This window comes from Pedococcus sp. P2_D9 (assembly GCF_056404275.1).
Window position 1 is genome coordinate 20,007 of sequence record NZ_JBFUEI010000005.1, and the last position, 23,624, is coordinate 43,630.

General features: G+C 68.5%; 23 protein-coding genes. 13 read left to right on the forward strand and 10 right to left on the reverse strand.

Features of this window, described 5'->3' with window-relative positions; all coding sequences use genetic code 11:
• Positions 1-3 precede the first annotated feature (3 nt).
• The 9 genes from AC1DXJ_RS10245 (at position 4) to AC1DXJ_RS10285 (ending at position 5,443) form a co-directional block, all read left to right on the forward strand.
• Positions 4-285, forward strand: a complete 282-nt coding sequence (locus AC1DXJ_RS10245) for a hypothetical protein (RefSeq protein WP_477636892.1) — start codon at positions 4-6, stop codon at positions 283-285.
• Positions 282-1,757: an AAA family ATPase gene (locus tag AC1DXJ_RS10250; protein WP_477636893.1), complete on the forward strand. Its 1,476-nt coding sequence runs from the start codon at positions 282-284 to the stop codon at positions 1,755-1,757. The genes AC1DXJ_RS10245 and AC1DXJ_RS10250 overlap by 4 nt, the downstream gene beginning before the upstream one ends.
• Before the next feature lie 4 nt (positions 1,758-1,761).
• Entirely contained in the window at positions 1,762-2,361 is a 600-nt protein-coding gene (locus AC1DXJ_RS10255; protein WP_477636894.1) for a hypothetical protein, read from the forward strand.
• A 14-nt stretch (positions 2,362-2,375) separates the two neighbouring features.
• The gene (locus tag AC1DXJ_RS10260; protein WP_477636895.1) at positions 2,376-2,501 is read left to right on the forward strand and encodes a hypothetical protein; all 126 of its coding nucleotides are present in this window, start codon (positions 2,376-2,378) and stop codon (positions 2,499-2,501) included.
• Positions 2,498-3,268 (forward strand): hypothetical protein, encoded by a 771-nt coding sequence (locus AC1DXJ_RS10265; protein WP_477636896.1) that lies wholly within the window; start codon positions 2,498-2,500, stop codon positions 3,266-3,268. Before AC1DXJ_RS10260 ends, AC1DXJ_RS10265 begins: the two co-directional genes overlap by 4 nt.
• Before the next feature lie 133 nt (positions 3,269-3,401).
• Positions 3,402-4,271, forward strand: a complete 870-nt coding sequence (locus tag AC1DXJ_RS10270; protein WP_477636897.1) for a hypothetical protein — start codon at positions 3,402-3,404, stop codon at positions 4,269-4,271.
• A complete protein-coding gene (locus AC1DXJ_RS10275) occupies positions 4,268-4,579 on the forward strand; it encodes a hypothetical protein (RefSeq protein ID WP_477636898.1) in 312 nt (103 codons plus the stop codon). Before AC1DXJ_RS10270 ends, AC1DXJ_RS10275 begins: the two co-directional genes overlap by 4 nt.
• A gap of 131 nt (positions 4,580-4,710) precedes the next feature.
• Complete coding sequence (locus AC1DXJ_RS10280; protein WP_477636899.1) at positions 4,711-5,064, forward strand: terminase; 354 nt, start codon at positions 4,711-4,713, stop codon at positions 5,062-5,064.
• A gap of 169 nt (positions 5,065-5,233) precedes the next feature.
• Positions 5,234-5,443: a hypothetical protein gene (locus tag AC1DXJ_RS10285; protein WP_477636900.1), complete on the forward strand. Its 210-nt coding sequence runs from the start codon at positions 5,234-5,236 to the stop codon at positions 5,441-5,443.
• A gap of 404 nt (positions 5,444-5,847) precedes the next feature.
• Here AC1DXJ_RS10285 and AC1DXJ_RS10290 read toward each other — a convergent pair whose 3' ends face one another.
• Together AC1DXJ_RS10290 and AC1DXJ_RS10295 are read right to left on the reverse strand one after the other, a co-directional pair.
• Positions 5,848-6,096 carry a hypothetical protein gene (locus AC1DXJ_RS10290; protein ID WP_477623567.1) on the reverse strand — a complete coding sequence of 83 codons (249 nt, stop codon included), beginning with the start codon at positions 6,094-6,096 and terminating at the stop codon, positions 5,848-5,850.
• Positions 6,093-6,431, reverse strand: a complete 339-nt coding sequence (locus AC1DXJ_RS10295; protein WP_477623568.1) for a hypothetical protein — start codon at positions 6,429-6,431, stop codon at positions 6,093-6,095. The genes AC1DXJ_RS10290 and AC1DXJ_RS10295 overlap by 4 nt, the downstream gene beginning before the upstream one ends.
• A 150-nt stretch (positions 6,432-6,581) precedes the next feature.
• Between AC1DXJ_RS10295 and AC1DXJ_RS10300 the strand changes: the two genes are divergently transcribed.
• The gene (locus tag AC1DXJ_RS10300) at positions 6,582-6,842 is read left to right on the forward strand and encodes a hypothetical protein (RefSeq protein ID WP_477636901.1); all 261 of its coding nucleotides are present in this window, start codon (positions 6,582-6,584) and stop codon (positions 6,840-6,842) included.
• Positions 6,843-7,145: 303 nt separating this feature from the next.
• Here the strand turns inward: AC1DXJ_RS10300 and AC1DXJ_RS10305 are convergent, their stop codons facing one another.
• The 3 genes from AC1DXJ_RS10305 to AC1DXJ_RS10315 are packed head-to-tail and all read right to left on the reverse strand — an operon-like array spanning position 7,146 to position 11,234.
• Entirely contained in the window at positions 7,146-7,820 is a 675-nt protein-coding gene (locus AC1DXJ_RS10305) for a response regulator (protein WP_477613277.1), read from the reverse strand.
• Complete coding sequence (locus tag AC1DXJ_RS10310; protein WP_477623609.1) at positions 7,817-9,262, reverse strand: sensor histidine kinase; 1,446 nt, start codon at positions 9,260-9,262, stop codon at positions 7,817-7,819. Before AC1DXJ_RS10310 ends, AC1DXJ_RS10305 begins: the two co-directional genes overlap by 4 nt.
• Positions 9,263-9,266: 4 nt before the next feature.
• Complete coding sequence (locus AC1DXJ_RS10315; RefSeq protein ID WP_477623608.1) at positions 9,267-11,234, reverse strand: APC family permease; 1,968 nt, start codon at positions 11,232-11,234, stop codon at positions 9,267-9,269.
• Positions 11,235-11,411: 177 nt separating this feature from the next.
• Between AC1DXJ_RS10315 and AC1DXJ_RS10320 the strand changes: the two genes are divergently transcribed.
• Positions 11,412-12,668: a YibE/F family protein gene (locus AC1DXJ_RS10320; protein WP_477623607.1), complete on the forward strand. Its 1,257-nt coding sequence runs from the start codon at positions 11,412-11,414 to the stop codon at positions 12,666-12,668.
• A 35-nt stretch (positions 12,669-12,703) separates the two neighbouring features.
• Positions 12,704-13,618: a L,D-transpeptidase family protein gene (locus AC1DXJ_RS10325; RefSeq protein WP_477633365.1), complete on the forward strand. Its 915-nt coding sequence runs from the start codon at positions 12,704-12,706 to the stop codon at positions 13,616-13,618.
• A gap of 48 nt (positions 13,619-13,666) precedes the next feature.
• Here AC1DXJ_RS10325 and AC1DXJ_RS10330 read toward each other — a convergent pair whose 3' ends face one another.
• From AC1DXJ_RS10330 to AC1DXJ_RS10350, 5 genes are all read right to left on the reverse strand, one after another.
• The gene (locus tag AC1DXJ_RS10330; RefSeq protein WP_477636902.1) at positions 13,667-16,651 is read right to left on the reverse strand and encodes a glycosyl hydrolase; all 2,985 of its coding nucleotides are present in this window, start codon (positions 16,649-16,651) and stop codon (positions 13,667-13,669) included.
• 62 nt (positions 16,652-16,713) lie between these two features.
• The gene (locus AC1DXJ_RS10335; RefSeq protein WP_477636903.1) at positions 16,714-18,966 is read right to left on the reverse strand and encodes an alpha-L-rhamnosidase; all 2,253 of its coding nucleotides are present in this window, start codon (positions 18,964-18,966) and stop codon (positions 16,714-16,716) included.
• A 90-nt stretch (positions 18,967-19,056) separates the two neighbouring features.
• A complete protein-coding gene (locus AC1DXJ_RS10340) occupies positions 19,057-19,890 on the reverse strand; it encodes a carbohydrate ABC transporter permease (RefSeq protein ID WP_477636904.1) in 834 nt (277 codons plus the stop codon).
• Positions 19,887-20,852: a carbohydrate ABC transporter permease gene (locus AC1DXJ_RS10345; RefSeq protein ID WP_477623602.1), complete on the reverse strand. Its 966-nt coding sequence runs from the start codon at positions 20,850-20,852 to the stop codon at positions 19,887-19,889. Before AC1DXJ_RS10345 ends, AC1DXJ_RS10340 begins: the two co-directional genes overlap by 4 nt.
• Complete coding sequence (locus AC1DXJ_RS10350) at positions 20,846-22,138, reverse strand: ABC transporter substrate-binding protein (protein WP_477623601.1); 1,293 nt, start codon at positions 22,136-22,138, stop codon at positions 20,846-20,848. Before AC1DXJ_RS10350 ends, AC1DXJ_RS10345 begins: the two co-directional genes overlap by 7 nt.
• A gap of 283 nt (positions 22,139-22,421) precedes the next feature.
• Between AC1DXJ_RS10350 and rhaI the strand changes: the two genes are divergently transcribed.
• The gene (gene rhaI, locus AC1DXJ_RS10355; RefSeq protein WP_477636946.1) at positions 22,422-23,588 is read left to right on the forward strand and encodes an L-rhamnose isomerase; all 1,167 of its coding nucleotides are present in this window, start codon (positions 22,422-22,424) and stop codon (positions 23,586-23,588) included.
• Positions 23,589-23,624 lie beyond the last annotated feature (36 nt).

Here is a 23,624-nt window from a genome sequence, read left to right on the forward strand (position 1 = left end):
CGCATGCACCTCTCCGGCGTCCTGCTCATTGACCTGACCCCAGCCGCGGACGAGTTCGGCTACATCGAGGGCCGTGCCGCCGCACGCCTTGTGCCTGTCATCCCAGAAGGCGTGGCAGTGGAATTGCACATCGGCGGCAAGTCCCCGCTCGGCGGCCTGCTCGGTCCACTCATCGAGGAACTTCGCCCTGCGGGCTCGCTCACGGTCGTCGGCACCAACCCCGCCGGCATCGCTGCGGTGTACCGGGCGCTGGAGATCGCCTTTGCCAGAACGGGGGCAGCGTGAGCGAGCTGACACCCTGGCCCGGATTCGTCTACCCCGACGACTGGCGGGAGGCCGCAAACGACACCTGCACCGAGCGCGACGGGCTCAAGCTAGGGCAGTGGACCGCCGACGCGAAAGACGACCACGGCGCCCGGCACGCCGACTACGCCCACCCGTGGTGCATGCGCTGCGAACTCGCCTCGTTGATGGAGCGGGACGGGACGTCCCTTGACGCCCTTGACGATCAGGTCGGCGGCGCCTACGTCGACGAGGCTGCGCGTCGCGTCGACTCCCGAGCCCTGCGCTACCTGCGCCTGCACGGCCGACAGCCCCGCCCCGAGCCCATGCGAGTCGTCTGCGAGCCGTTCGACGCAGGCACCCTGACCGAGATCCTGGCACGGCCCAGTGAGCCCCCCATGCGCGCCGATGGCCTCATCCCGTCCGACGCGAGCGCCCTGCTCGTGGCCCAGCGCAAGACCGGAAAGACGACCGCAGAGCTCAACTACGCCCGCTCCCTCTTGACCGGGGAGCCGCTGCTCGGAACCTTCGACGTGCGCCCCCTGGATGGTCGCGTGGCACTGCTCAACTACGAGGTCTCAGCTGCGCAGATCGGCCGTTGGGCGCACGAGCACAGCGTGCCCGCCGATCGCCTCGTGCTGGTCAACCTCCGAGGCCGCCGCAACCCCCTGACCGACGTCGAGGACCGCGCCAAACTGGCCTCCTACCTCCGCAGTCACGACACTGAGGCAGTCATCGTCGACCCTTTCGGACGCGCCTTCACCGGCGCCTCCCAGAACGACTCCGGCGAGGTCGGCGCGTGGCTGGTCGACCTGGACAGGTTCGTCCGCTCCGAGGTGGGCGCCACCGACCTCATGCTGTCCGCGCACGCCGGCTGGAACGGCGAACGCACGCGAGGTGCGTCCGCCCTCGAGGACTGGGCCGACGTCGTCATAACCATGACCCGCGGCGAGGACGAGGACGGACACCGCTACCTGCGCGCCATGGGCAGGGACGTCGACCTCGAAGAGGACCGCCTCATCTTCGACCCGGCGACCCGCACGCTGACCCTCTCCGGGCAGGGCTCCCGCAAGGCCGGACGCGACTCGCGCAAGGCCGCAGAGCTCGCGGTGCTCGTAGTCCGAGCGGCACGCCAGCAGCCCGGACTGAGCTACGCAGCGACCGAGGCCGCGATCCGAGAGATGGACGACAACCCCGGCTTCCGCAACGGCGAGGTGTCCAAGGCTGCGCGGTTCGCCCAGGAACAGGGTCAGCTGACGATCGGCACCGGAACCCGAGGCGCGGCAGCGCTGTTCGCCAACGACATCCCCACCTCTCCCACCTCTCCCGACCTCTCCCATGGGAAGGCTCCCCACCTCTCCCACCTCTCCTTTAGGGGAGAGGTGGAGGTGGGAGGTGCCGCACAGCACGCAGCTCTCCCACTTGATGACGAGCGCACGACCACCACCACCGCCACAGACACGAAAGCGAGCTGACCACATGGCCAGAGTCCCGAATTCACGCCTCACCCTCAGCGGTGAGATCAAAGACCACCGCGCCCAACTTCGAGACAGGGGCACCAACTTCTCAGGCACCGGACTCCACTTCCCGGCGCCGGGCACCGTGCAGGTGGAAGGCAACCTGTGGGTCACCGGCGACTTCACCGCTGACGGCAAGATCAGCAACGACGCGCTCGTGAGCCCCGTCGCCCCTGGCGTCGTCAGCAATGAGGTCACCAACTTCGGCATCACCACCAGCAGCGCCACCAAGATGTCGGGGACGATCAGCGTCCCGGCCGGCTTCACCAGCGCCGCGATCAGCGTCATCGCTAGGACGTTCGCGCTCGACAACGACACCGTGAACCCGACCGACTACCTCTACTCGAGGGTCACCCTGGGCGGTGTCTCCTCCAGCGAGGTGCCGTTGGCCTGCACCTTCAACGGAGGCAGCGGCACCAGCGTGTCCCCGCTGAGCGTCGTGCTGACCTCGCTCGGTTCGTCCATCGCCTACTCCGTGAGCGCGCACAGCGCGTTCGCCAACTGGGGCACCGATGCCCTCAACCGCGTGTCGCTCAGCGGCAGCGTCCTGTGGTTCCGATGAGCAAGGAGAGCACCATGCCCGACAACCCGATCCCCCGCCCGCCCGCAGGCCTCGAGGGCGACGCACCCGTGGTCCAAGGCTCGCCATGGCTCTTCCCCGAGGAGCCTCCGGCCGATGACGAACCCGAGACTGCATCATGACGAACCGCAGGCTCATCGACATGGTGCTCACCAGCGACCGCCGCCGAGGCCCGCGCACCGGGCAAGTGATCAGCGTCAGTGACGGCATCGCCCTCGTCAACGTCGCGGGCGGTGAGGTGCCCGCGTTCGTGACCGACCAAACTGGGGCAGTAGTGGTCGGCAATCTCGTCACGATCACCCCGCTCGGGGAGACCTACGAGCTGACCTCGATCCGCTCAGGTGGCACCCCGGCAGGACTCGTCCTAGGACCGAACCTGCTGCCCAACCCCGGTTTCGAGTACGGCCCAGCCGGTGCACCGCCCGACCACTGGACGCAGTACGTCACCAGACCCGCCGCCCTCACGTGGGACAACACCGCGGGCCAGGCGCTCGCGGGCTCGGCGCGCGCCCTCGTCACGATGACACCCGACGTCGCCCCGGTCGACCACACCACGGCCAGCAGGCCCGTCATGGTCGACGACGGCATCGACTACCAAGGCAGCGTCTGGCTCAAGGCCGCAGGCAGCGCCACCACATGGGCATGCGTGCTGAAGGTGCTCACCGCACCCACCGCGGCCACGTGCGAGCCCAGTGACCCTTCCGCCACCACGCACACCCTCGCCACCGTCACCAGCCCAGGCGCCGCATATCAGCTCGCACTGGGTCCGGTCACGGTCCCCGCTGGCCACGGATACGCCCGCCTGCTCTTGCAGACCACGGCAGCCACGGGCGCAGCCATGACCGTGTCGTGGGACGAGGCCGCGCTCCAGCAGAAGGTGACGCCATGACTCCCGTCCCGCCCCCGCCGGCTAACCACCAACGCACAGGCGAGCAGTGGCCACGACACCGCTACCGCGCACGCAAGAGACGACACGCCAAGGCTCCCTCCAAACCCAGCAGGACATCCCCGAAAGGAACACCATGACCAACTACGACTCAGACACCCGCGCAGCCCTCGCACAGGCCGGCGCCACCGCACTGACCAGCGGCCACTACCAGAGCGGCCCGGTCGACCCCGACGCCACGAGGCGCCTGCAGGTCGACCAGCTGGCCGTCTTCGCTCCCGCAGCGCACGCCGCAAGCGCCCTCGTCGGCTCCCACGGCATGCCCGCCGTCCCGCTGAACCGGGACACCCTCCAGCCGACCGCAGCCCCACTGGCGACCCTGTCCGATGTCGTCGAGCACTACCGCACCAACTACGCAGACGGCGTCGGCATCCTGGCAGGCGCCGACCCGACCCGCACCGTCTTCGCCGTCAAGGGACCACTGGCAAAGGTGCGCCAGTGGCTCGAGCAGATCGGCACCGAGGAGCACCACCGCACCGGGGACACCGGCCGGACCACCAGCGAATGGCGCGAATGGCGCCCCGTGCCGACCTTCACCCAGGTCGCGTGGACACCACCCGCACCGCCCAAGGCAGCCTCCACCGTGGCGTTCGGCGCCGCCGTGAACACCGACCCCCTTGCGCTGCGCGGCGACCACCGCGACCGCAAGGCCGTGGCAGAGCGCACCGCATGGCTGTGCTGGTCCGTCCCGGCCACCTGGGCAGTACCGCCCGCCCTCGACGCCATGGGCGAGCTCGTCCGCGGCCAAGGACTCCAGCGGCTCAAGGTCCGCTCCCACAAACTCACCGATGGTGTCGAGGTCGTGGCCGAAGGGGTCATCCCCTGGCACGTCCGCAGCGCTGACGGCTGGTCCCTCATCGCCCCGGGCATGCCCCGAGACACGGACATGCCCATCCCGGCCTGGCTGCTCGAGGCCACCGGCGCCAAGTGGGAGGCCACCCGATGAGCACCACCGACACCCAGACCGAGGACCGGATCGTCGCAGCCCTCGTCACCGTCGCGAACCGCAACACCGACATCATCGAGCGGGCAGCGTTCTGGATCAGCGGATGGGGCGACCACGGCCAGGACGTCGACGAGGCGGCACGCATCGCCCGGGAACACGGCTTCGACGAGTGCCGCCTCACCGCCATGAAGTCCCTCGCCCGCTCCCGTGACATCGAGCTGGCCGACGTGCTGCGCGCTGCCCTGCGAGGAGACCTGCGGGACATCGTGCGCAAGCCACCAGCCCCGGGATACCCCGGGCAGGGATGAGCGCACGCACGCGCTCAGTGGCCCTCGGAAAAACCGAGCGGGGTCGGGCCGTTTCTTTCCGAGGGAATCCGGCTGCGACCCGCGAGTCCATCTTCTCTCTCTGTAGGACCTGAAACGATTGGAGTAATTGAATGAGCACCGACAAGCCAGCCCCGCCGAAGGGCTCGGGCGTCGAGGGTCGTCGCCTGTGGCGGGCGGTCCTGAACGAGTACGAACTCGAGGAGCACGAACTGTCCCTGCTGCGTCAGGCGGTGCGGGTTGCGGACCTGTGCACCGCCTTGCAGGACCGGGTGGACGCTGAGGGCATCATGGTCGCGGGCAGGGCGCACCCTGCGCTGGTCGAGCTGCGTGCCCAGCGCATCCTGCTGGCTCGTCTGATCGTGGCTCTGCGGGTGCCGATGGGTGAGCGGGAGGGTGAGCAGTCTCAGCGCACGCAGCGCCGCGGCACTCGGGGCGTGTACGGCATCCGTGGTGCGGTCTCGTGAAGCGTCGAGCGAGGCCGCGGAGGATCGACCTGCTACCGGATGGCCTGGCGCGGTTCGATGAGGCCGACTGGCCCGGCGAAGTCTTCGAGGGCGCTCCAGGCACACCGCGGCAGTGGGCGCGCCTGCGGTGGAACCGCGCACGGTCGCGGTGGATCAGGGGAGTCGCGTCATGAGACGCCGTGAGAGGGCCAACCCCGATGCGGACGCACCCCCGGCACGACTCGTCCACTACAGCCCCGCCGACTGGCCCGACCCTGCCTGCCATCCGGAGTGCGCCTACTGGGAGGCGCGGGAGCAGTGGTCAGCCAAACACCCTGACGTCGACGACCTCTTCGACGTGGGCGGCCCGGACACCCCATTTCACCCGGAGCTGATCTAGGCGTGGGTGCCGCGCCCGCCCCGTCACCTTGCACTAGGACCGCTGTCGGACGCCTGCACGGCCTTGCCGTGGGTAGCATCGGCCATATCGCGGCCCGCCCCGCCCCCTCACCGGTGCGCCGCGACAGCCGCCCCGCCTGCACCCCCCTGACAGACGGGGCGGTGCCATTCTGAGGCGCGTTCCTATGTCCAGCAGCGCCCGCCGCGGGTAGCATTCCGTCTTGGCGCCTGCCCGGACCCGCATCGCCACTCTCGATGGCGAACGTCCGGGTCCAGCAGCGCGGCTTGGGGACGAAGGTCATCCGGGCGACGTCCAACGCCACAGGGGAAGTCTGGCGACGTCGACCGTAGAGACAGCCCCCCGTTCCGAGGGCGACGGGGGGCTGTCTTGATGTCGAGAGACTGTCAGGAGGCGGCCTCGAGCACGTCCGCGCCGAGCACGATCTCCTCGAGCGTCCAGACCAGGGTGACCCGCTGGTTGTCGGACCGTAGGTCGAGGCGCGTCTTCCGGCCCGACTGGGATCTGAGGTCGAACAGGTGCACCACGACCTCGGGGTAGTCGCACTCCTGATGGCCCACGACGGTCCACAGGGTCCGGCCCTTGCCGATACTGATGACGTCGCCGACGCGCACGGCGTGCATTGCGTCGGTCATCGCTGCACCGCGGTGGGGTAGTTGGCGAACCCCAGCGCTGCCATCTGCTCGTCGGTCGCCTCGAGCCCCTGGTGCTGGAGCGCCTCGACCACCTGCGCCCGCGTGGGGCGGACAAACGGCTGCTCGCCCATGGCGAACCCCATCTGGTAGGCGGCGTCGCAGTCCTCCTCGATCGTCGTAGCGCTTCCCTCGGAGATCCATCCCGTCAGTCGGTAGAGCGGGATGGTGACGGCCTTGTCGATGGCTTTGCCCACATTCCAGCGCGTTGCTCCCCAGATGTCGTAGGCGGTTTCGCTCACGCGGTGCGCGGCGATCCTCTGTGATGCTGTGCTCATGATCGTTCTCCACTTCGGTTGGTGATCGGTCTAGGCCCCGGTTGGTGTTGCTTCACCGGCTGGGGCCGTTCTAACCCGCGGCACTGAGGGCCGTGGGCGTTTTGGGGTGATCTTTACCCTTTGTCTCAGCCTGCAGGCGAGGGGCAGACGGTGGTCCCACCGCAGTACCGCGGGGCGTTGCCCGGGTCGCCCGGAGGTGGCCGCGGGATGGTCCGCGCTGGTGTCGTGGTGACCGGCTCCGGCGTCGTCTCCGCGGGTGCCGGGTCGGGTGCGACGTTCTGGACCGCTGGCGCCCGTCGCGCCGTCGTGGTGGCCGGTTTCGGTGCTGGTGGCTTGGCCGTCGTCGTGGTGCTCGGCGTGGCCGTCGTCGTGGTCGCGCTGGGCGTGGCCGTCTCGGTGGCGACCACCTGACGCAGCTGCACCGGGTGGTGCTGCGGTGCGCCCTGGCTCAGCGCGACTGCGAAAGCGCCGCCGATGACGCCGGCCGCGACCAGCGACAGGGCGCCGACTGTGATGGACCTGCTCATGTTGTTCTCCCCTTGTCCTTGGATTGTCCTTACGAGGTTCACAAACGCCCAACGGTGTCCAACACCTCAGATGGGCATTCGTGCAGGTCAGGGGCCCTTTGCCACGTCAGCCAACGTTTGCCAACTGTGCGGGGAGAGTTCGAGATGTACTTCGATATCTGAGCGAGCGAGAAACGGCGGCTGATCGTTACGGCTCGAAGCGGTAGCCCAGTCCGGGTTCGGTGATCAGGTGGCGCGGCGCGGAAGGGTTCTCCTCGAGCTTGCGCCGCAGCGTTGCCATGTAGACGCGCAGGTAGTTGGTCTCGTCGCCGTAGGAGGGCCCCCACACCTCCTGCAACAGCTGACGGCCGGGGATGAGCTTGCCCGGGTCGCGCACCAGGGCTTCGAGCAGGTGCCACTCGGTCGGCGTGAGGCGCACGTCCTGTCCTGATCGCGTCACGCGTTTGGCCCGTCGGTCGATGACCAGGGCGCCAGCCAGAAGGGTGGGCGCGTCCTCGGCCGGAGCCGCTCGTCGCAGACTCGCGCGCAACCGGGCCAGGAGCTCGTCCATGCCGAACGGCTTGGTGACGTAGTCGTCCGCGCCCGCGTCCAGTGCGTCGACCTTGTCCCCTTGGCCGTCCCGCGCGGAGAGCACGATGATCGGCACGTCGGTCCAGCCACGCAGGCCGCTGACCACGTCGACCCCGTCGATGTCAGGCAGCCCGAGATCGAGGATGACGATGTCGGGCACCTCGGCTGCGGCGGCGTTCAGGGCCGAGGTTCCGTCGGCCACGGCGCGCACGTCGTAGTGGCGGGCGCGCAGGTTGATCGCCAACGCCCGGCGAAGCTGGGGGTCGTCCTCGACGATGAGCACGGTGGTCACGGCGTGGCCGCCGCCGGCAGCAGGAGGGTCATGGTGAGGCCGCCGCCGGGAGTCGCAGATGGCCTGACGGTTCCGCTCATCGCCTCGGTGAAGCCGCGGACAATCGCCAGACCGAGCCCGACCCCGCCAGGAGTGTTGTCGCCGAGGCGCTGGAAGGGAACGAACATCTCGTCCCAGCTCGTCGGGTCGGCGCCGGGTCCCTGGTCGCTCACGCGGATCTCGACGACTGCGGGGTCGGGGGCCGGCAGGGCGGCGACGGTCACCTGGCCCCCTTCGGGGGTGTACCGGAGGGCGTTGTCGACGAGGTTCGCCAGGACGCGCTCGAGCAGGCCACCGTCGGCCATGACGGGTGGCAGTCCCTCCGCGATGTCGAGGACGACGCAGTGGGTGTCGTGGCCGATCAGTGCTCGGGAGGCAACCTCCTCGACGTCCACGGGATGAGCGTGCACGGACAACGCGCCAGCCTGGAGGCGGCTCATCGCCAGCAGGTTGTCGACGAGGGCGGCGAGCCTGTCTGCGCCGTCCTCGATGGTGGCCAGCAGCTCGTCCTGCTCGCCCGGCTCCCAGGCCACATCGGGCTGCCGCAGCCCGGACGCAGCGGTCTTGATGCCCGCCAGCGGCGTGCGCAGGTCATGCCCCACGGCTGTCAGCAGCGCGGATCGGACCCGGTCGGTCTGCGCGAGCTGTTCGGCTCGACTGGCCTCCTCGGCCAGGCGCGCGGTCTCCCACGCGCGGCCGGCAGTCCCGGCCAGGGCTTGCAGCAGGACTCGGTCCTCGGCGAACACGGGGCGGCCGTACCCGAGCAGGCTCAACGAGTCGGACGCCGGGATCGACAGCACCGGCGACCCGTGGGGGGTGGGACCAACCGATGCCACCGGCCGCTGGACGTCGGTGTGCGGGGCGAGGACCACAGTGCTCATGCTGTACAGCTGGCGCACCTGGTCGAGCACCCGCTCCACGCTGACGCCCTGCATCTCGGCGGAGCTCAGGTTCGCGACCATGTGGGTCTGGAGCCGGTTTCGCTCCGCCTTCGCGCGGTTCCGTGCACCGACCTCGACGGTGACGCTGACGATCGCGGCGGCCAGGACGAACACCACGAGGTCGGCCAGGGCTGCGGGTTCGCCGACCGTGAACGTGTGGAATGGCGGGGTGAGGAACCAGTTCGCGAGGAGGAAGCCGCCGACCGCGGCGAGCAGTCCCGGCAGCATCCCGCCGACGACGGCGATCACCACGACCGCCAACAGGTAGATCAGCAGCACGCTCTCACCGGTCCCGGAGCCGCGCAGCCCCACCATGACCCATGTGAGCAGTGGCAGCCCGACGAGGCACAGGCCGAGGCCGATGAGCAGCCGCCGTCGTGACAGGCCGATGACCCTCGACGGTGGCACGGTTGCAGGAAGGAGGGGGACGATGAGCTCTGCGTCCCGCGCGGCCCGCTGCATGTCCTCAGCGTGACACACGTGCGTCGCGGGACAGGGACAGGTCCTCCACTTCGACCGGGGGGTCGGCGGAGAGCTGCCAGGGCACTGAGGTGACCATGACCCCGGGCTCGAACAGGAGGCGAGCCTTCAACCGCAGTGCGCTCTGGTTGTGCAGCAGCTGTTCCCACCACCGACCGACCACGTACTCCGGGATGAACACCGACACGACGTCGCGGGGATGGTCGCGCAAGAGCTCGCGGACGTGCTCGACCACGGGGCGGGTCATGTCGCGGAACGGCGAGTCCAGGACGGTCAGCTCGACCGGGATGTCGCGCTCGATCCACTGCGCAGTCAGTCGTTCCGTGTCGGCAGCGCTGGTGCGCACCGTGACTGCCCGCAGGCTCGCCGGCCTGGTCGCGCGGGCGAACGCCAGCGCGCGCAGCGTGGGTGCGTGCAGCCTCGACACGAGCACCAGGGTGTGGATGTGGGCAGGGAGGACCACCCCGCCGGCAGCCGGGCGAAGCGCTCGGGCCACCGTCCGGTAGTGCCTGCGGATGAGCGTCATGAGCGCGATGAGCAAGGGCATGGCGACCACGACCAGCCAGGCACCGTGGGTGAACTTGGTGACCAGGACGATGACCAGCACCAACCCGGTCACCGCAGCGCCCACAGCATTGATCGCCAGCTTGCGCCTGGTACGTGCCCGGTCCCGTGGCGCTGCTGGTCCGACCAACAGCTGCTGCCAGTGCCGAACCATCCCGGCCTGGCTGAGGGTGAAGGAGACGAACACCCCGATGATGTAAAGCTGGATCAGGCGAGTGGTGTTCGCATCGAAGGCCCACAACAGACCGACCGCCAAAAGCGCCAGGATGACGATTCCGTTGGAGAACACGAGCCGGTCCCCGCGACGAGCGAACTGTCGCGGCAGGTAGCCGTCCTCCCCCAACAGCGAGGCGAGGATCGGGAAACCGTTGAACGCGGTGTTGGCAGCCAGGACGAGGATGGCTGCCGTGAACGCCTGGACCGCGTAGAAGCCGATGCTGCCCCCACCGAAGACGGCACCAGCGATCTGGGCGATCACCGTCTTCTGGATGTACCCGTCAGGAGCACCGGTGAGCATGGTGGGGTCATGAGCGACGTGGACCTTCGCGATCAGCGCCATCGCGGTCAGGCCGACGAACATCACGATGGTCAGGACCCCCATGATCGCCAGGGTGTCGGCGGCGTTGCGGCTCTTGGGTCGTTTGAAGTTGGGCACCCCGTTGCTCACGGCCTCGACGCCGGTCAACGCGGTACAGCCCGAGGCAAAGGCTCGGAGCGCGAGGGCAAGCACGAGCAACCCTGAGACGTGGCTTTCGGCGTGTATGCCGAGTGGTGCGGACTCAGCGACCGGTGGCGCCCCGATCGCGGTCCGGTACATCCCGAGGGCGAGCATGACGAGGACGCAGGCGACGAACCCGTAGGTGGGGACGGCGAACGCGGCTCCGGACTCCTTGATCCCGCGCAGGTTGACCAGGGCGAGCAGGGCCACCAGCACCACGGACAGCGTGAGGGCGTGGGGCGCGAGCGCCGGGACCGCGGAGACGATGTTGGCCACTCCTGCCGCCACCGACACCGCGACGGTGAGCACGTAGTCGACGAGCAGGGCGCTGGCCGCCACGAGGGCCGCGCTTCGCCCCAGGTTGGCCCGGCTGACGGCATACGCCCCGCCACCGTTCGGGTAGGCGTGACACGTCTGCCGGTAGGAAAGGACGACCACGACGAGCAGCAGCACGACTCCGGCGGCCACGAGCGGGGTGAGGTGAAGCAGGGTCAGCCCACCCATGCTCAGAACCAGGAGGATCTCCTCGGTGGCGTACGCGTTGGACGACAGCGGGTCGCTGCAGAACACGGGCAGAGCCAGCTTCTTCGGCAGCAGGGTCTCCCCCATCTGGGAGCTCAGCAGTGGTCGGCCCACCAGGAGGCGCTTGGGCATGCGCAGCAGTTCGGTCACGACCCGACTGAAACACCGGTGCGACCGCGCGGCCCCGGCTCTTGACGCATCCTTAGCGCGCGCGACGGCAATCTTGACGGCCTCTTGGCCCAGCACCCCGTGCCCTCAGGGAGGGCACGCGGCGAGGGCCAGCCTCAGCGCATAAGGTGCGCAGTGCGATCCACGAGAGAGGTACCCATGGCAGGCTCCCACCGGCATACCAACACGAGCGCTCACCCGCCGACACCGGTGTGGATGCGGGTCGCGCTGGGCGCCGCCGTCCTGGTCATCGCCGTCGTGACGGCAGCCGGCATGTGGGTCCTGCGTCCCACTGGCGAGGGCCGTCCGGCCTTGCGCGACAGCGCCGTCGCCGGCGTCGAGTACCTCCACGGCACCGTCACCTCGATCGCCCCCCTGGACTGTGACCAGTTCGGGGCACCCGACACCGCGATCACCAAGGATCCAGCGACCGCGAAGTGTGGACGGGCCAAGGTCGAGATCCGCACCGGCCCGGAGAAGGGATCCGAGGTCACCGTCGACCTGCCCCCCGATGCGAGACGTGCGGGGACTGGCATCGGCCTCGTGGTGCTCAAGGTCCCCGGCGAAGGAGAGGGGTCTCCCTACACCTTCTATGACATCGAGCGCGGCGCTCCCCTGACGTGGCTGGCGGTCGCTTTCGGCCTCACCGTCATCGCCGTCGCCCGGTGGCGCGGCCTGCGGTCGTTGGTCGGCCTCGCCGTCGCCGGCGCGGTGGTCGTCAAGTACCTCATGCCTGCGCTGCTCGATGGGCGCAGCCCTGTGGCGGTCGGCCTCTTCTCCTCCGCAGCGATCATGATCGTGGTGCTGTACCTGGCTCACGGCGTCTCGGCCCGCACGACGACCGCACTCCTGGGGACGTTCGCCGGCCTGGGGATCACCGCTGGCGTCGGCACGCTGGCAGTGGCGCAGGCGCACCTGAACGGCGTGAGCAGTGAGGACAACGCCGCCCTGCAACAGGTGGCCCAGCAGATCGACCTGCGCAACCTGCTGACCTGCGGCATCATCCTCGCCGGTCTGGGCATCCTCAACGACGTGACGATCACGCAGAGCTCCGCCGTCTGGGAGCTGTACGACGCTGCCCCGACCATGCCGCCGCTGCGGCTGTACCAACAGGCCATGCGCATCGGGCGCGACCACATCGCCTCCACCGTGTACACGGTCGTGTTCGCCTACGCCGGCGCCGCTCTGCCGGTCCTGCTGCTCATCAGCCTGGTCAACCAGCCCGTCGCGCGGATCCTGACCAGCTCCGACATCAGCGAGGAGATCGTGCGCACGATGGCCGGCGGCATCGGCCTGGTCCTTGCTGTCCCGGTCACCACCGCACTCGCCACCCTCGTCGTGCGCTCCCTCCAAGCCGGCGCGACTGCGGCCACCACCCCGCACGCGGACGTGGTTCCGGGGCGATCCGCAGGCTGACGAAGTTCACGAGGAGGCGGCCGTAGACTCGCGGCATGTCGGGTGGCAGCCGCTCCAGCGCAGGCCGACAGGCCCGCGCTGCCAGCCATGCCGGCTCACACCGCACACCACGCAGGTACCCACCCCGTATCGAGCGGTTGGCCGCGACCGTGACGATGCTGGCGCTGGGGACGGCTCTCGGCCTTGCTGGCCTCGCGACCATGGGGATCGGCCCGTTCAGCGGGCCGGCAGGCCAGCATGAGCAACCGGCAGCCGCCAACGGGCCCCAGGACACCCCCTCGCCCGGAACGTCGGCGAGTGGAGCAGGCTCCGCGGTCCCTGACCCGGCCGCCTCCCCCACCCCCTCCACCACCACAGCCGCCCCGCGGACCCTCCCTGTCGGCGCACGGACGCGCAGCACCATTGCAGGACACACCAGACAGGTGGTGGTGGTTCGTGGAGCGACCGCGACGTCGAGTGCGGCCACTGTCGAGTTCTACGAGCGCACGGCAGCGGACTGGATGCTCGTGGCCGCTTGGCGGGGACACGTCGGCAAACGGGGCTGGGCCACCAGCCACGTCGAAGGCGACCTCAAGACTCCGGTCGGCACCTTCACCCTCAGCGCGGCAGGCGGGCGCAAGGCCAATCCCGGATCCCAGCTGCCCTACCACCGGTCGGCAGCGTTCGAGCCTCCTCCCAAGCAGCCGGGCTTCGGGGACTCGACGGCGGACGCGTTCGACTACGTCATCGCCGTCGACTACAACCGCGTTCCCGGCCGGTCGCCCCTCGACCAGTCACGACCTCTTGGCGACCGACGCGGCGGTGGCATCTGGCTACATGTGGACCACGACGGTCCCACGCACGGTTGCGTCTCCCTCCCCGCTGAGGGTGTGCGCTACCTCCTGCTGCACCTCGCTCCCGAGTCACATCCCGTCGTGGTCATGGGGCATGCGGCCCAGCTCAAGCTCTGAGGTTCAGGGGCGCCTCGTTGGTGCCTCGCGCGCCATATCGGGTCGGGGTCACTGCCCCGTCGCCTCCCGGATGAGACGGACGGGACCGAGGAGGCCGTGATCGTGCACGTCGGTTGTCTGCATCTGTGGTTCCCCACCTGAGATCTGCCAGATGATGTCGGGCACCTTCTCGTAGTAACCCCGGGCGAGCAGCCGGTTGTTCAGTGAACTCGACACCCGGACGGTCAGCGTGTTGGCACCCGCGCGCAGGTCGTCGGTGACGTCGACGACGGGACAGGACGTGTCGAAGCCTTTTGCCTCGGCATCGTTGATCCGCACGGAGCCGAGGGCGCCGGCGGTGGAGCCGAGGTGGAGGAGGTGGCGGCGCCCCTCCAGCGGCTCATGGTCGAGCTGCAGCGTGGTGGTGTACTCACCCACGCCGGACACCTCGGGTCCGACCTCGGGCAGGTCCTTCCAGGGCCGCAGTGCTCCTGTCCCGGCTTCGAGGCGCGAGACTGCCGTCAGAGGCCGGACCTCGCGGGTCTGGTAGCCGAGCCCGCGGTCCTCGGTGATGACCTTGAGCTCCCCCGCGTCCCAGCTCTCGACAGCGATCGTCCACTCGGCCGGCTCGACAACCGTCTCGAACGAGGTCGCATCGACGTCGACGTCGGTGGTGTCGGGGGCGGTGGTGTCAGGGGCGGTGGTGTCCCCGCGGTCCAGAGTGAGCAGCACGGTCTCACCCGGTGCGAGCGCCACCCGCAGGATGGTTCGATCGCCCTCCCCCACGCTCGGGTACGGCCGGATCGCCCCCGTCCACCCGTCGATCCGGTGCGCACGTCCCTGACCCGGAAGTGCTACCTCGACCTCGACGGGCGCTCCCGTATCGTAGAGGAAGTGGTACAGGTACAAGTGCAGCAGCTCACCGTCCTCGCGCAGGTGGGACAGCACGCTGCGGTTCTCGTTGGTGAACTCGGCGCGTCCCGCGACGCCAAGGTCTCGCAGTGCCTCGACGGTCTCTGCGGGATCGTCGATCGCCACGACGGTGGGTTGGGCGAGGAGCTCGGCCATGGTGCGGGCCAGCTCATCGTCGCGTCCGTCGAGTCCGGGTGTCTGTGCGGCGGCACGCTCATGGGTCCTGTGAAGGTCCTTGATGAGCAGCTTCAGCTCGCGCGCGCCGTTCACGACGAGCACCTTCAGCCCCTGGCGAGCCCACTCGAGGAGCTTGGCGGCGACGTCCGGGTCGAACTCGCTCTGGTACACGATCAGCGCTTGGTAGCCGGGACCATTCGGCTGGACGAGCCCGTCGGCAAGGGTGACGTCATCGCGCAGCAGGAGGGAGCCGTCGAAGAACTCGTAGGTCCAGCCGGCGTCCTGCATGCCGAGGTCCTGCCACCAGTGGTTCTGTCGGTTGCGCATCCAGAGGCGGCCATAGGCCTCCTCGTCGTGGGTGCGGGTGCCGTCCGCGCCGAGGAACCCGATGCCGGACATGTTGTCGGTGAAGTGGTCGGTGCGCAGGATGCCGACATCGACGCGGGGGTTTCCCTGCCGCAGGACGCACTGGTAGCGGCCCAGCGCGTCATTCCACAGCGGGTAGAACTCCGACCCCGGCTGCCTGGTGTCGAACCGCTCGGAGAACATGGACCACATGCCCTCGTGTCCGGGCCACTCGGTCACACCTTCGGCGCCGGCGGTGCTGGCCCAGCCGTGCAGGACGGTCTTGGTGATGCCGGCGGCCAGCTGGGTGGCGATGATCTGGTCGTAGAACCGGTGGTCGAGGATGTGGTTGCGGGTGGTGGCGCCGGTCTCCGACGAGTACTGCTTGCCGAACAGGTGAGCCGGACCGGCCATCAGCCGGTAGGCATCGATCTGGGAAGCGAACTCCAGTGACTCCGTCTCGATGCCGTCGACCTCCGGGCCCGGTCGGGTGAGCTCGAACGGCAGGCCATAGCTGATCTCCGCGCGGAGCGTCATGCCGTTGTCGTGGAGGAACGCCGCGAACGGGCGGAGCATGTTCTCGATGTAGAGGTCGGTGAGGGTGCGGACGTAGTCGAAGCGGACCTTCTCGACCGTGACTTGGTGCTCCTCGGTGGCCTCGTTGTGGTAGGTCGTCGCCGCCGCCATCATGAACACCGTCCGGGTGAGGAAAGGCAGCCAGGGCTGGATGTCGTAGCCGCGGCGTGTCCGAAACTCGTCGGCCACCGTGCGGCCCCAGAACACGCCACCGGCTCCGGTCGTGAACAGCTCGAGGGAGTCCATGTACATCTGGGCGCGCGGGTTGCGGGCGATCTGCTCTCGGAGCTCGGGAGTGAGCACCACGGCGTCCCAGTAGCGGATCACCTCCTGCGCGCCATCAGGGTCGAGGTAGTTGACGGTGTAGTTGACCAAGGCCGCAGGAGACGCTGTCTGCCCGGTCCCGTGCGTCCAGTAGGTGAAGATCCGCCAGGAGCCGAGGTCCGGGGCAGTCCACGCCAGCGCCTCGTCCTGGACGAGACCCGTCAGGTCCACCACGGAGTCGACGTCCAGGACAGCGCCAATCTCCGTCTCCTCCACCACGCGGGCGGCCAGGACCGAGACGAAATGCTGCTTGCGGATCTCACCGCGGTGCCCGGGGAGCACCTGCTGTACCACTTCAGCATCGAGGTCGATGCGGGGCAGGGCGCCCCGTCGCGAAGCCCCGCCCTGGAGCTCCTCGATGACGACGTCCAGCTCCTTGGCCGCTGCGGGGTGGTCGGCGTCGATGGTCGGGAGGTTCGCGTTCGACCAGTTCGTCCCCGACGTGAAGCTGACCGACATACCCCGCTTGGTGGTCTCCTCGACGACGATCTGCGAGTCGTGCACCCACTCCTCGGCCCCCCACCCGTAGCGGGTGTGGTCGATGTCGCCCTCGTCCATGGCGAGGAACTCCATCCCGCCGAAACCCAGTCGATGGGCGGTGTCGATCTCGTGTCGCAGGGTCTCGTCGGTGTGCAGTCCCTCGGCGAGCCACCAGCGCAGCTCGGGCCGGTACTCGATCGCAGGGTCCTTGATGAGCCGGCTGAGGTCGTCCAGGGTCATGCTGCAGTCCTTTGCTCGCGGTGGAAGTCCCGGGATCGGTGGGCTCGGTGCAGGGGCCGGCTCTAGCCGGTGAACTCGTGGTCCCCAGCACTCACGGTCTGCTCCGTGCCGTCGGGCAGGCGCACCGTCGCCTCGACGCCCTCGGGGACCGTCACCCGGACGGACAGCCGTCGGTCGTCATCCAAGGCCCAGTCAGTGGCGATGGTGCCGTGCCTCGTGTCGAGAGCACCCCTGGCCCAGGTCAGCCCTCCGCCTGGCTGTGGGGCGATGAGGACGCGGTCGTACCCGGGCGAGAGGGGCGCGATGCCGGCGATGGTCCGGTGCATCCAGTCGGCCACGGCACCCAGGGCGTAGTGGTTGAAGCTCGTCATCTCGCCGGGGTTGATGGTGCCGTCCGGGAGCATGGAGTCCCACCGTTCCCAGACCGTCGTGGCACCCATGGTGACCGGGTACAGCCAGGACGGGCACTCTCGCTCGAGGAGCAGGTTGTAGGCGTCGTCGAGGTGCCCCGTGTTGGTCAGTGCGTCCGTTACGAAGGGCGTCCCGGCAAACCCGGTCGAGATGCGGAAACCATTCTGCCGCACCAGTTCTGCGAGTCTGTCGCCCGCACCCTGGCGGTCGGCCCCGTCGAGCAGACCGAACTCGATGGCCAGGGCATAGACCGTGGCACAGTCGCTCACGATGCGGCCGCCCTCGGTGACGTAGTGCTTCAGGAAGGCGCTGCGCACTCGGTCCGCAAGGTCCGAGAAGTATCCGGCGTCGTCGCTCTCACCCACGAGCTCGGCTGTCGCGGACACCTGGCGCAGGGTGCGGTAGTAGCAAGCGGTCGCGACGACGCCGTTGTCGGCCTTGGCCTTGAACGGCTCGTCCGGGGGTGCCTGCGGGTCCAGCCAGTCGCCGAACTGGAACCCGGTGTCCCACAGGCCGGTGTCAGACAGCATGCCCTCCACCCGGCGGGCGTGCGCCGTCATGGCCGGGTACTGGCGGCCGAGCGCCTCCCGGTCTCCGTACGCCTGGTAGAGCGCCCAAGGCACCCAGACGGCCGCGTCGCTCCAGACAGCGGTGCTGTTCGGAGTGGGGAACTCGGCCGGGATCTCCATGTACTTCAGGACATCTGGCACCACGAACGGCACCATGCCATCGGCGTGGCTCTGCTCGAGGTCGACGTCGACCAGCCAGCTGGAGAGGAAACCAGACACGTCATAGAGGTATGCCGCCGTGGGGGCGAAGGCGGCGATGTCACCGGTCCAGCCCAGGCGCTCGTCGCGTTGCGGGCAGTCGGTGGGGACGTCGAGGAAGTTGCCCTTCAGGCCCCAGACCACGTTGCGGTGCAGCTGGTTGAGCATCTCGTCGGAGCTCTCGAACGTCCCCGTTCGCGCGAGGTCGGAGTGGACCACGACGGCCTCGAGCGAGCCCTCAGTGAGCTCACCCGGCCAACCGGTCACCTCGGCATACCGGAAGCCGTGGAAGGTCTTGGTGGGCTCGAAGGTGTCCACTCCCCCGCTGAGGACGAACCGGTCCGTGGCCAACGCGCTGCGCAGCGGCCGGGTGCCCAGCTCGTCGTGCTCGAGGACCTCGGCATGACGGATGGTGACCTCGGTGCCGGCCTCGCCCTGCACGGAGAAGCGGAGCCAGCCGACCAGGTTCTGCCCGAAGTCGACCAACGTCGCGCCCGCCGGTGAGGTCCACACCTTCACCAGTGCCACGACTTCCTGACGACGGACGGGAGGCCCGAGGTAGGGCTCGAGTCGCGCGGTGTCATGGCTGACCGCGTGCACTCCGGACCAACCGTCGAGGGCCGCCTCGGGCAGCGTCCAGTCGGACGACTCCAGCCGGGCGTCGATGGTCTGGCCGTCGTAGAGGTCGTTGGCGAGCGTGGCGGAGGGACCTGCCTGCCAGGTGGCGTCCGTGCCCACGACCTGGTGGTGTCCGTCCTCGAAGTCGAGGTGCAGCTCCGCCAGGGCCGCCAGCTCCGAGCCGTACAACGCCCGGCGACCGTCCCACCCGAGACGGCCGCGGAACCAGCCGTTGCCGAGCGCGAGCCCCAACACCGAGGTGTCCGAGACCAGCGACGTGACCTCGTAGCTGCGGTAGCGCAGCCGCCACTCGTAGCTGGTCCATCCCGGCGTGAGCACCTCGTCGGACACTGGCGCGCCGTTGAGGGTCGGTTCAACGATCCCGTGCGCCGTGACGAAGAGTGTCGCGCGGACCACGGCGCCATGGCCCTGGTCGAGCGCAAACTCCTTGCGCAGCACGGGGGCGCCGGCGAAGTCCTCGTCGGGGGCGATCAGGGCTGCGGACCAGTCGTGGGTCATGTCTGCCTTTCAGGAGAACGGTGAGAGCGTCACGGGATCGGGGAAGGAAGGGTCGGGTTGGCGGGCCCTGCGCCCACCTGGCGAAGGGCGTCAGCCCTTGACGGCGCCGGACGTCATGCTGGCGACGATCTTGCGGTTGAAGAAGATGAAGAGGACCAGCGGCGGCAGCGTCACGAGCACGATGTCCATGAAGAGCAGGTTGTACTGCGTGCTGAACTGGCTGAGGAAGTTGTACAGCGTGAGCTGCACCGTGGCGTTCTCGTCACCAGGCAGGAAGTACAGCGGGTTGACGAAGTCGCTGTAGATGAAGACCGAGCTCGTGAGGATCACCGTGATCGTGACTGGCCGCAGGAGCGGGAAGATCACCCGGAAGAAGAGGGACAGCCCGGTGCACCCGTCGATCATGGCCGCCTCGTCCAGCTCTCGCGGGATGGCGGCGACGAACGCGCGGAAGAGCAGGACGCAGAACGCCATCTGGAAGGCGACCTCGACGAGGATCAGTCCGGGCAGAGTCTTGAAGAGGTGCAGCTGCTGGAGCACCCAGATCGTCGGCACGACGGCCGGGGGGATGATCAGCCCGGAGATCACCAGCACGTTGGCGAGGTTTGCCACCCGCCCGGGCCGGCGCTGGATGACATAGCCGACCATCGAGCAGAGCACCACCAGGATGGCCACCGAGACGACGGTGAGGATGGTGCTGTTCTTGAAGGCCGTGAGCAGCATCCCGTCCCTGGCGGCGAATGCCTCCTTGATGTTGTCGACGACAGCCCAGTCGGTGGGCAGCGAGAACTTCAGGTCGGCGGACTCGAACTCGTCCTTGGACGCGGTGAGGAACATGAAGACGAACGGGACGACGAAGACGACCAGGGCGACCACCACGGCCAGTACCTCGAGTGAGACACGCCTCAGGGCTCGTGTCCTCATGACTCCACCTCCTTCGAGTTGAAGTACCGGAACAGCGGAAAGATGATCAGGGACACCAGGACGAACAGGACGACGTTGCCCGCCGTCGCCAGGCCGTAGAAGCCGGCCTGGTACTGCTTGTAGATCACCGAGGCGATCACGTCACTGCTGAACCCGGGCCCGCCCCCGGTCATCGTCCAGATGAGGTCGAACGACCTGAGACCCCCGATGAGGGAGAGCAGGATCACGGTGAACGTGGCCGGGCGGGCGAGCGGGAGGGTGATGTTCCTGAACTTGGTCCAGGCACTGCCGCCGTCGACGTCGACGGCCTCGTAGTAGTCCTTGGGAATGGCGAGGATGCCCGCGATGTAGATCAGCGTCGCGAGTCCGACGCCCTTCCACACGTCGACGAGAGCCACCGAGATCAGGGCGAGGCTGGGGTCACCGAGCCAGTCGGGAGAGGTGATGCCGACCTTGCTCAGGACGGTGGCAACGAGGCCGAAGTCCGGCTGCAGCAGCACGCTGAAGGTGATGCCGACGGCCACCGTGCTCACGAGGACGGGGAAGAACACCACCGACCGAAGGAGGCCACGAGAGCGGATCGGCCCGGTCAGCAGGACTGCGAAGAGCATCCCGAGCACCACCTTGAGGCCACTGGTGAGGACCGCATAGATCAGCGTGTTCTTCATGCCGCTGACCAGCGACTGCTCTGAGAAGAACTGCTTGAAGTTGTCGAGACCGATGAACTCTGAGTCGAACAGGGTCCAGCGAGTGAGGGAGTAGTAGAAGGCGATCACGGTCGGCACCAGGAAGATCAGGCCGTAGATGACCGCTGCGGGCGCGTAGAACCAGTACGAGTAGGTCCGAGCGCGGAGGTTGCGGGCGCCACCGGACCGGGCCTGCTTCCGGGTGGGCCGACCGGCCCCCGCGTCACCGCGGGGACCGGTCGTCCGAGTCTGGCTCGGGGTGGCGCTGGTTACCATCCCGGCAGTCCCAGCTGCTTCGCCTGCTTGGTCACGTCGGCGTCGTACTGCGCGGCACCGTCCTTGCCCGAGGTCTGACCAGTCTCCACGGCGACGGTGATCTGCTCGAGCGACGGGCCCTTGACCGGCGACAGGAACTCGAGGGCCGGGGTCGTCGCCTTGGCGTCGATGTAGGCCTGGAGGTCCTGGGCGACCGGCGGGGCATCGGCGGGCACCTTCGAACCGGTCACCATGTAGGGGCCAGTCGGCGGGGCCGCGGAGGAGTACACCTCGGAGCCGGCGGGCGAGGCCACGAAGGCGATGAACTTCTTGGCCGCGTCGATGTTCTTGCTGTTCTTGGGGATGTACTGACCGTTACCGGGCCAGATGGTGGCGCCGTTCTTGCTGGCGTCGTCACCCGGGATCCCGAAGAAGCCGATCTTGGCGGCGTCCTCCTTCGACAGCGTGCCGACTGGGAACGTGAGCAGCGGGTACTGGCCGGCCTTGCCACTGGCCAGCAGCTTCATGCCCTGGTCGAAGGTGGTGGAGCCGGCACTCTTGTTGAGCCAGCCCCTGGCCTTCGCCTCTGCGGTCTTCTCGAAGCCCTTCACCGCCGTCGGATCCGTCGCGTACTTGACCTTGTTCGCGGTGTAGTCGGCAGCGAAGCTGGGGTTGGCCGAAGCGACGTTGTGGAAGTCGCCGAGAACGAACAGCTGGGACGTCCAGGTGTCCTTGAAGCTGCCCACCACCGCGGTGATCCCCGCTGCCTTGATCTTGTCGCTGTTCGACTCGAACTCCGACCACGTCTTGGGGACCGACAGCCCGAGCTTGGAGTAGACGTCCTTGTTGTAGAGGATGCCGCCGCCCATCACGGTGCCCACGGGAGCGCCGTAGACCTTGCCGTTCTGCGTGACCGTGGGCAGGAACGCGGGGTCGGTGTCCTTGAGCGCCGCGTCGCCGGTCAGGTCGACCAGGTTCTTCTCCGGGCTCAGCGCCTGCAGGAGCGACCCGGAGTTGTACCAGAACACGTCTGCCATGTCGCCGGTCGACAGCTTCGTCTTGACCAGGTTGTCGCCGTCGGCGCCACCCGGCCGGGACTCCAGCTTGACGGTGATGGTCGGGTTCGCCTTCTCGAAAGCCGCCGCGAGCGCCTTCGCAGGCTTCACCGTCGTCTCGGCGTTGTCGGTCAGCAGCGTGATCGTCGTCTTGCCGGACGAGCTGGCATCACCACCACCACAGGCAGCAAGCGACACGACGGCAGTTGCAGCAACGACGGTTGCCGCGAACTTTGAACGGGAAATCTTCATGGGTACCTCCACAGCATTGGGGCGCGTATCCGCGTTGGTCTCACGTCCTGTTTTGAATCGCTTCATTTCCTGACGTGGCTCCAAGGTAAGGGTGCCACTTGAACCTGTCAACCATTCATTCGCGATTTATTCCGGCCTCACAGGCCCTTGACATCAAGCCATGCGGCCCTAGGCGCCCTCTCCTGCGAGCAGTCCACAGTTCGGCGTTGACGTGCGCCGGTCCATGCTGTTTACTCCACTCAACTGAAGCGCTTCATTTACACTCATGAACGGACGGTCACGGATGAACACCTTCGCCGACATCGCAGACCGGCTCGCCGAGCAGGCGATCGAGCTGCCCTCCTGGGCGTTCGGCAACTCGGGCACGCGCTTCAAGGTCTTCACCACCCCGGGCACGCCGCGCACGGTCGAGGAGAAGCTCGCGGACGCGGCCCAGGTGCACCGGCTGACGGGGCTCGCGCCGTCGGTGGCCCTCCACATCCCGTGGGACAAGGTGGACGACTACGACAAGCTCGGCCGCTTCGCCGAGGACCTGGGTTTGCGCCTGGGCACGATCAACTCCAACTCGTTCCAGGACGACGACTACAAGTTCGGCAGCCTCACCAACGTGGACGAGCGCATCCGCGCCAAGGCCATCGCCCACCACGTCGAGTGCATCGACATCATGGACGTCACCGGGAGCCGGGACCTGAAGATCTGGCTCGCCGACGGCACCAACTACCCCGGTCAGGGCGACCTGCGCGACCGTCAGGACCGCCTGGCCGACAGCCTCCAGCAGGTCTACGCCCGCCTCGGCGAGCACCAGCGGCTGGTCCTCGAGTACAAGTTCTTCGAGCCCGCCTTCTACGCCACCGACGTCCCCGACTGGGGCACCTCGCTGGTCCACTGCCTGGCCCTGGGCGACAAGGCGAGCGTGTGCCTCGACACCGGCCACCACGCCCCCGGCACCAACATCGAGTTCATCGTCGCCCAGCTGCTGCGGCTGGGTCGGCTGGGCTCCTTCGACTTCAACTCGCGCTTCTACGCCGACGACGACCTCATCGTCGGGGCGGCCGACCCGTTCCAGCTGTTCCGCATCCTCTACGAGGTGATCCGCGGCGGCGGCTACGGCGAGGACAGCGACGTGGCCTTCATGCTCGACCAGTGCCACAACGTCGAGGACAAGATCCCCGGCCAGATCCGGTCGGTGCTCAACGTCCAGGAGATGACGGCCCGGGCCCTGCTCGTCGACCGTGAGGCGCTGCGCGAAGCCGAGCGCGCGGGTGACGTGCTGGGCGCCAACGGCGTCCTCATGGACGGCTTCTACACCGACGTGCGCGCCGACCTCGCGGACTGGCGCGCCGGCCGCGGGCTGCCCGCCGACCCCCTGAAGGCGTACGCCGCCAGCGGCTACCAGGCCCGCATCGCCTCTGACCGAGTCGGCGGCACCCAGGCCGGTTGGGGCGCCTGAGCAGCCCACCGCACCGCGCCCCAGCCCCCACCCCGA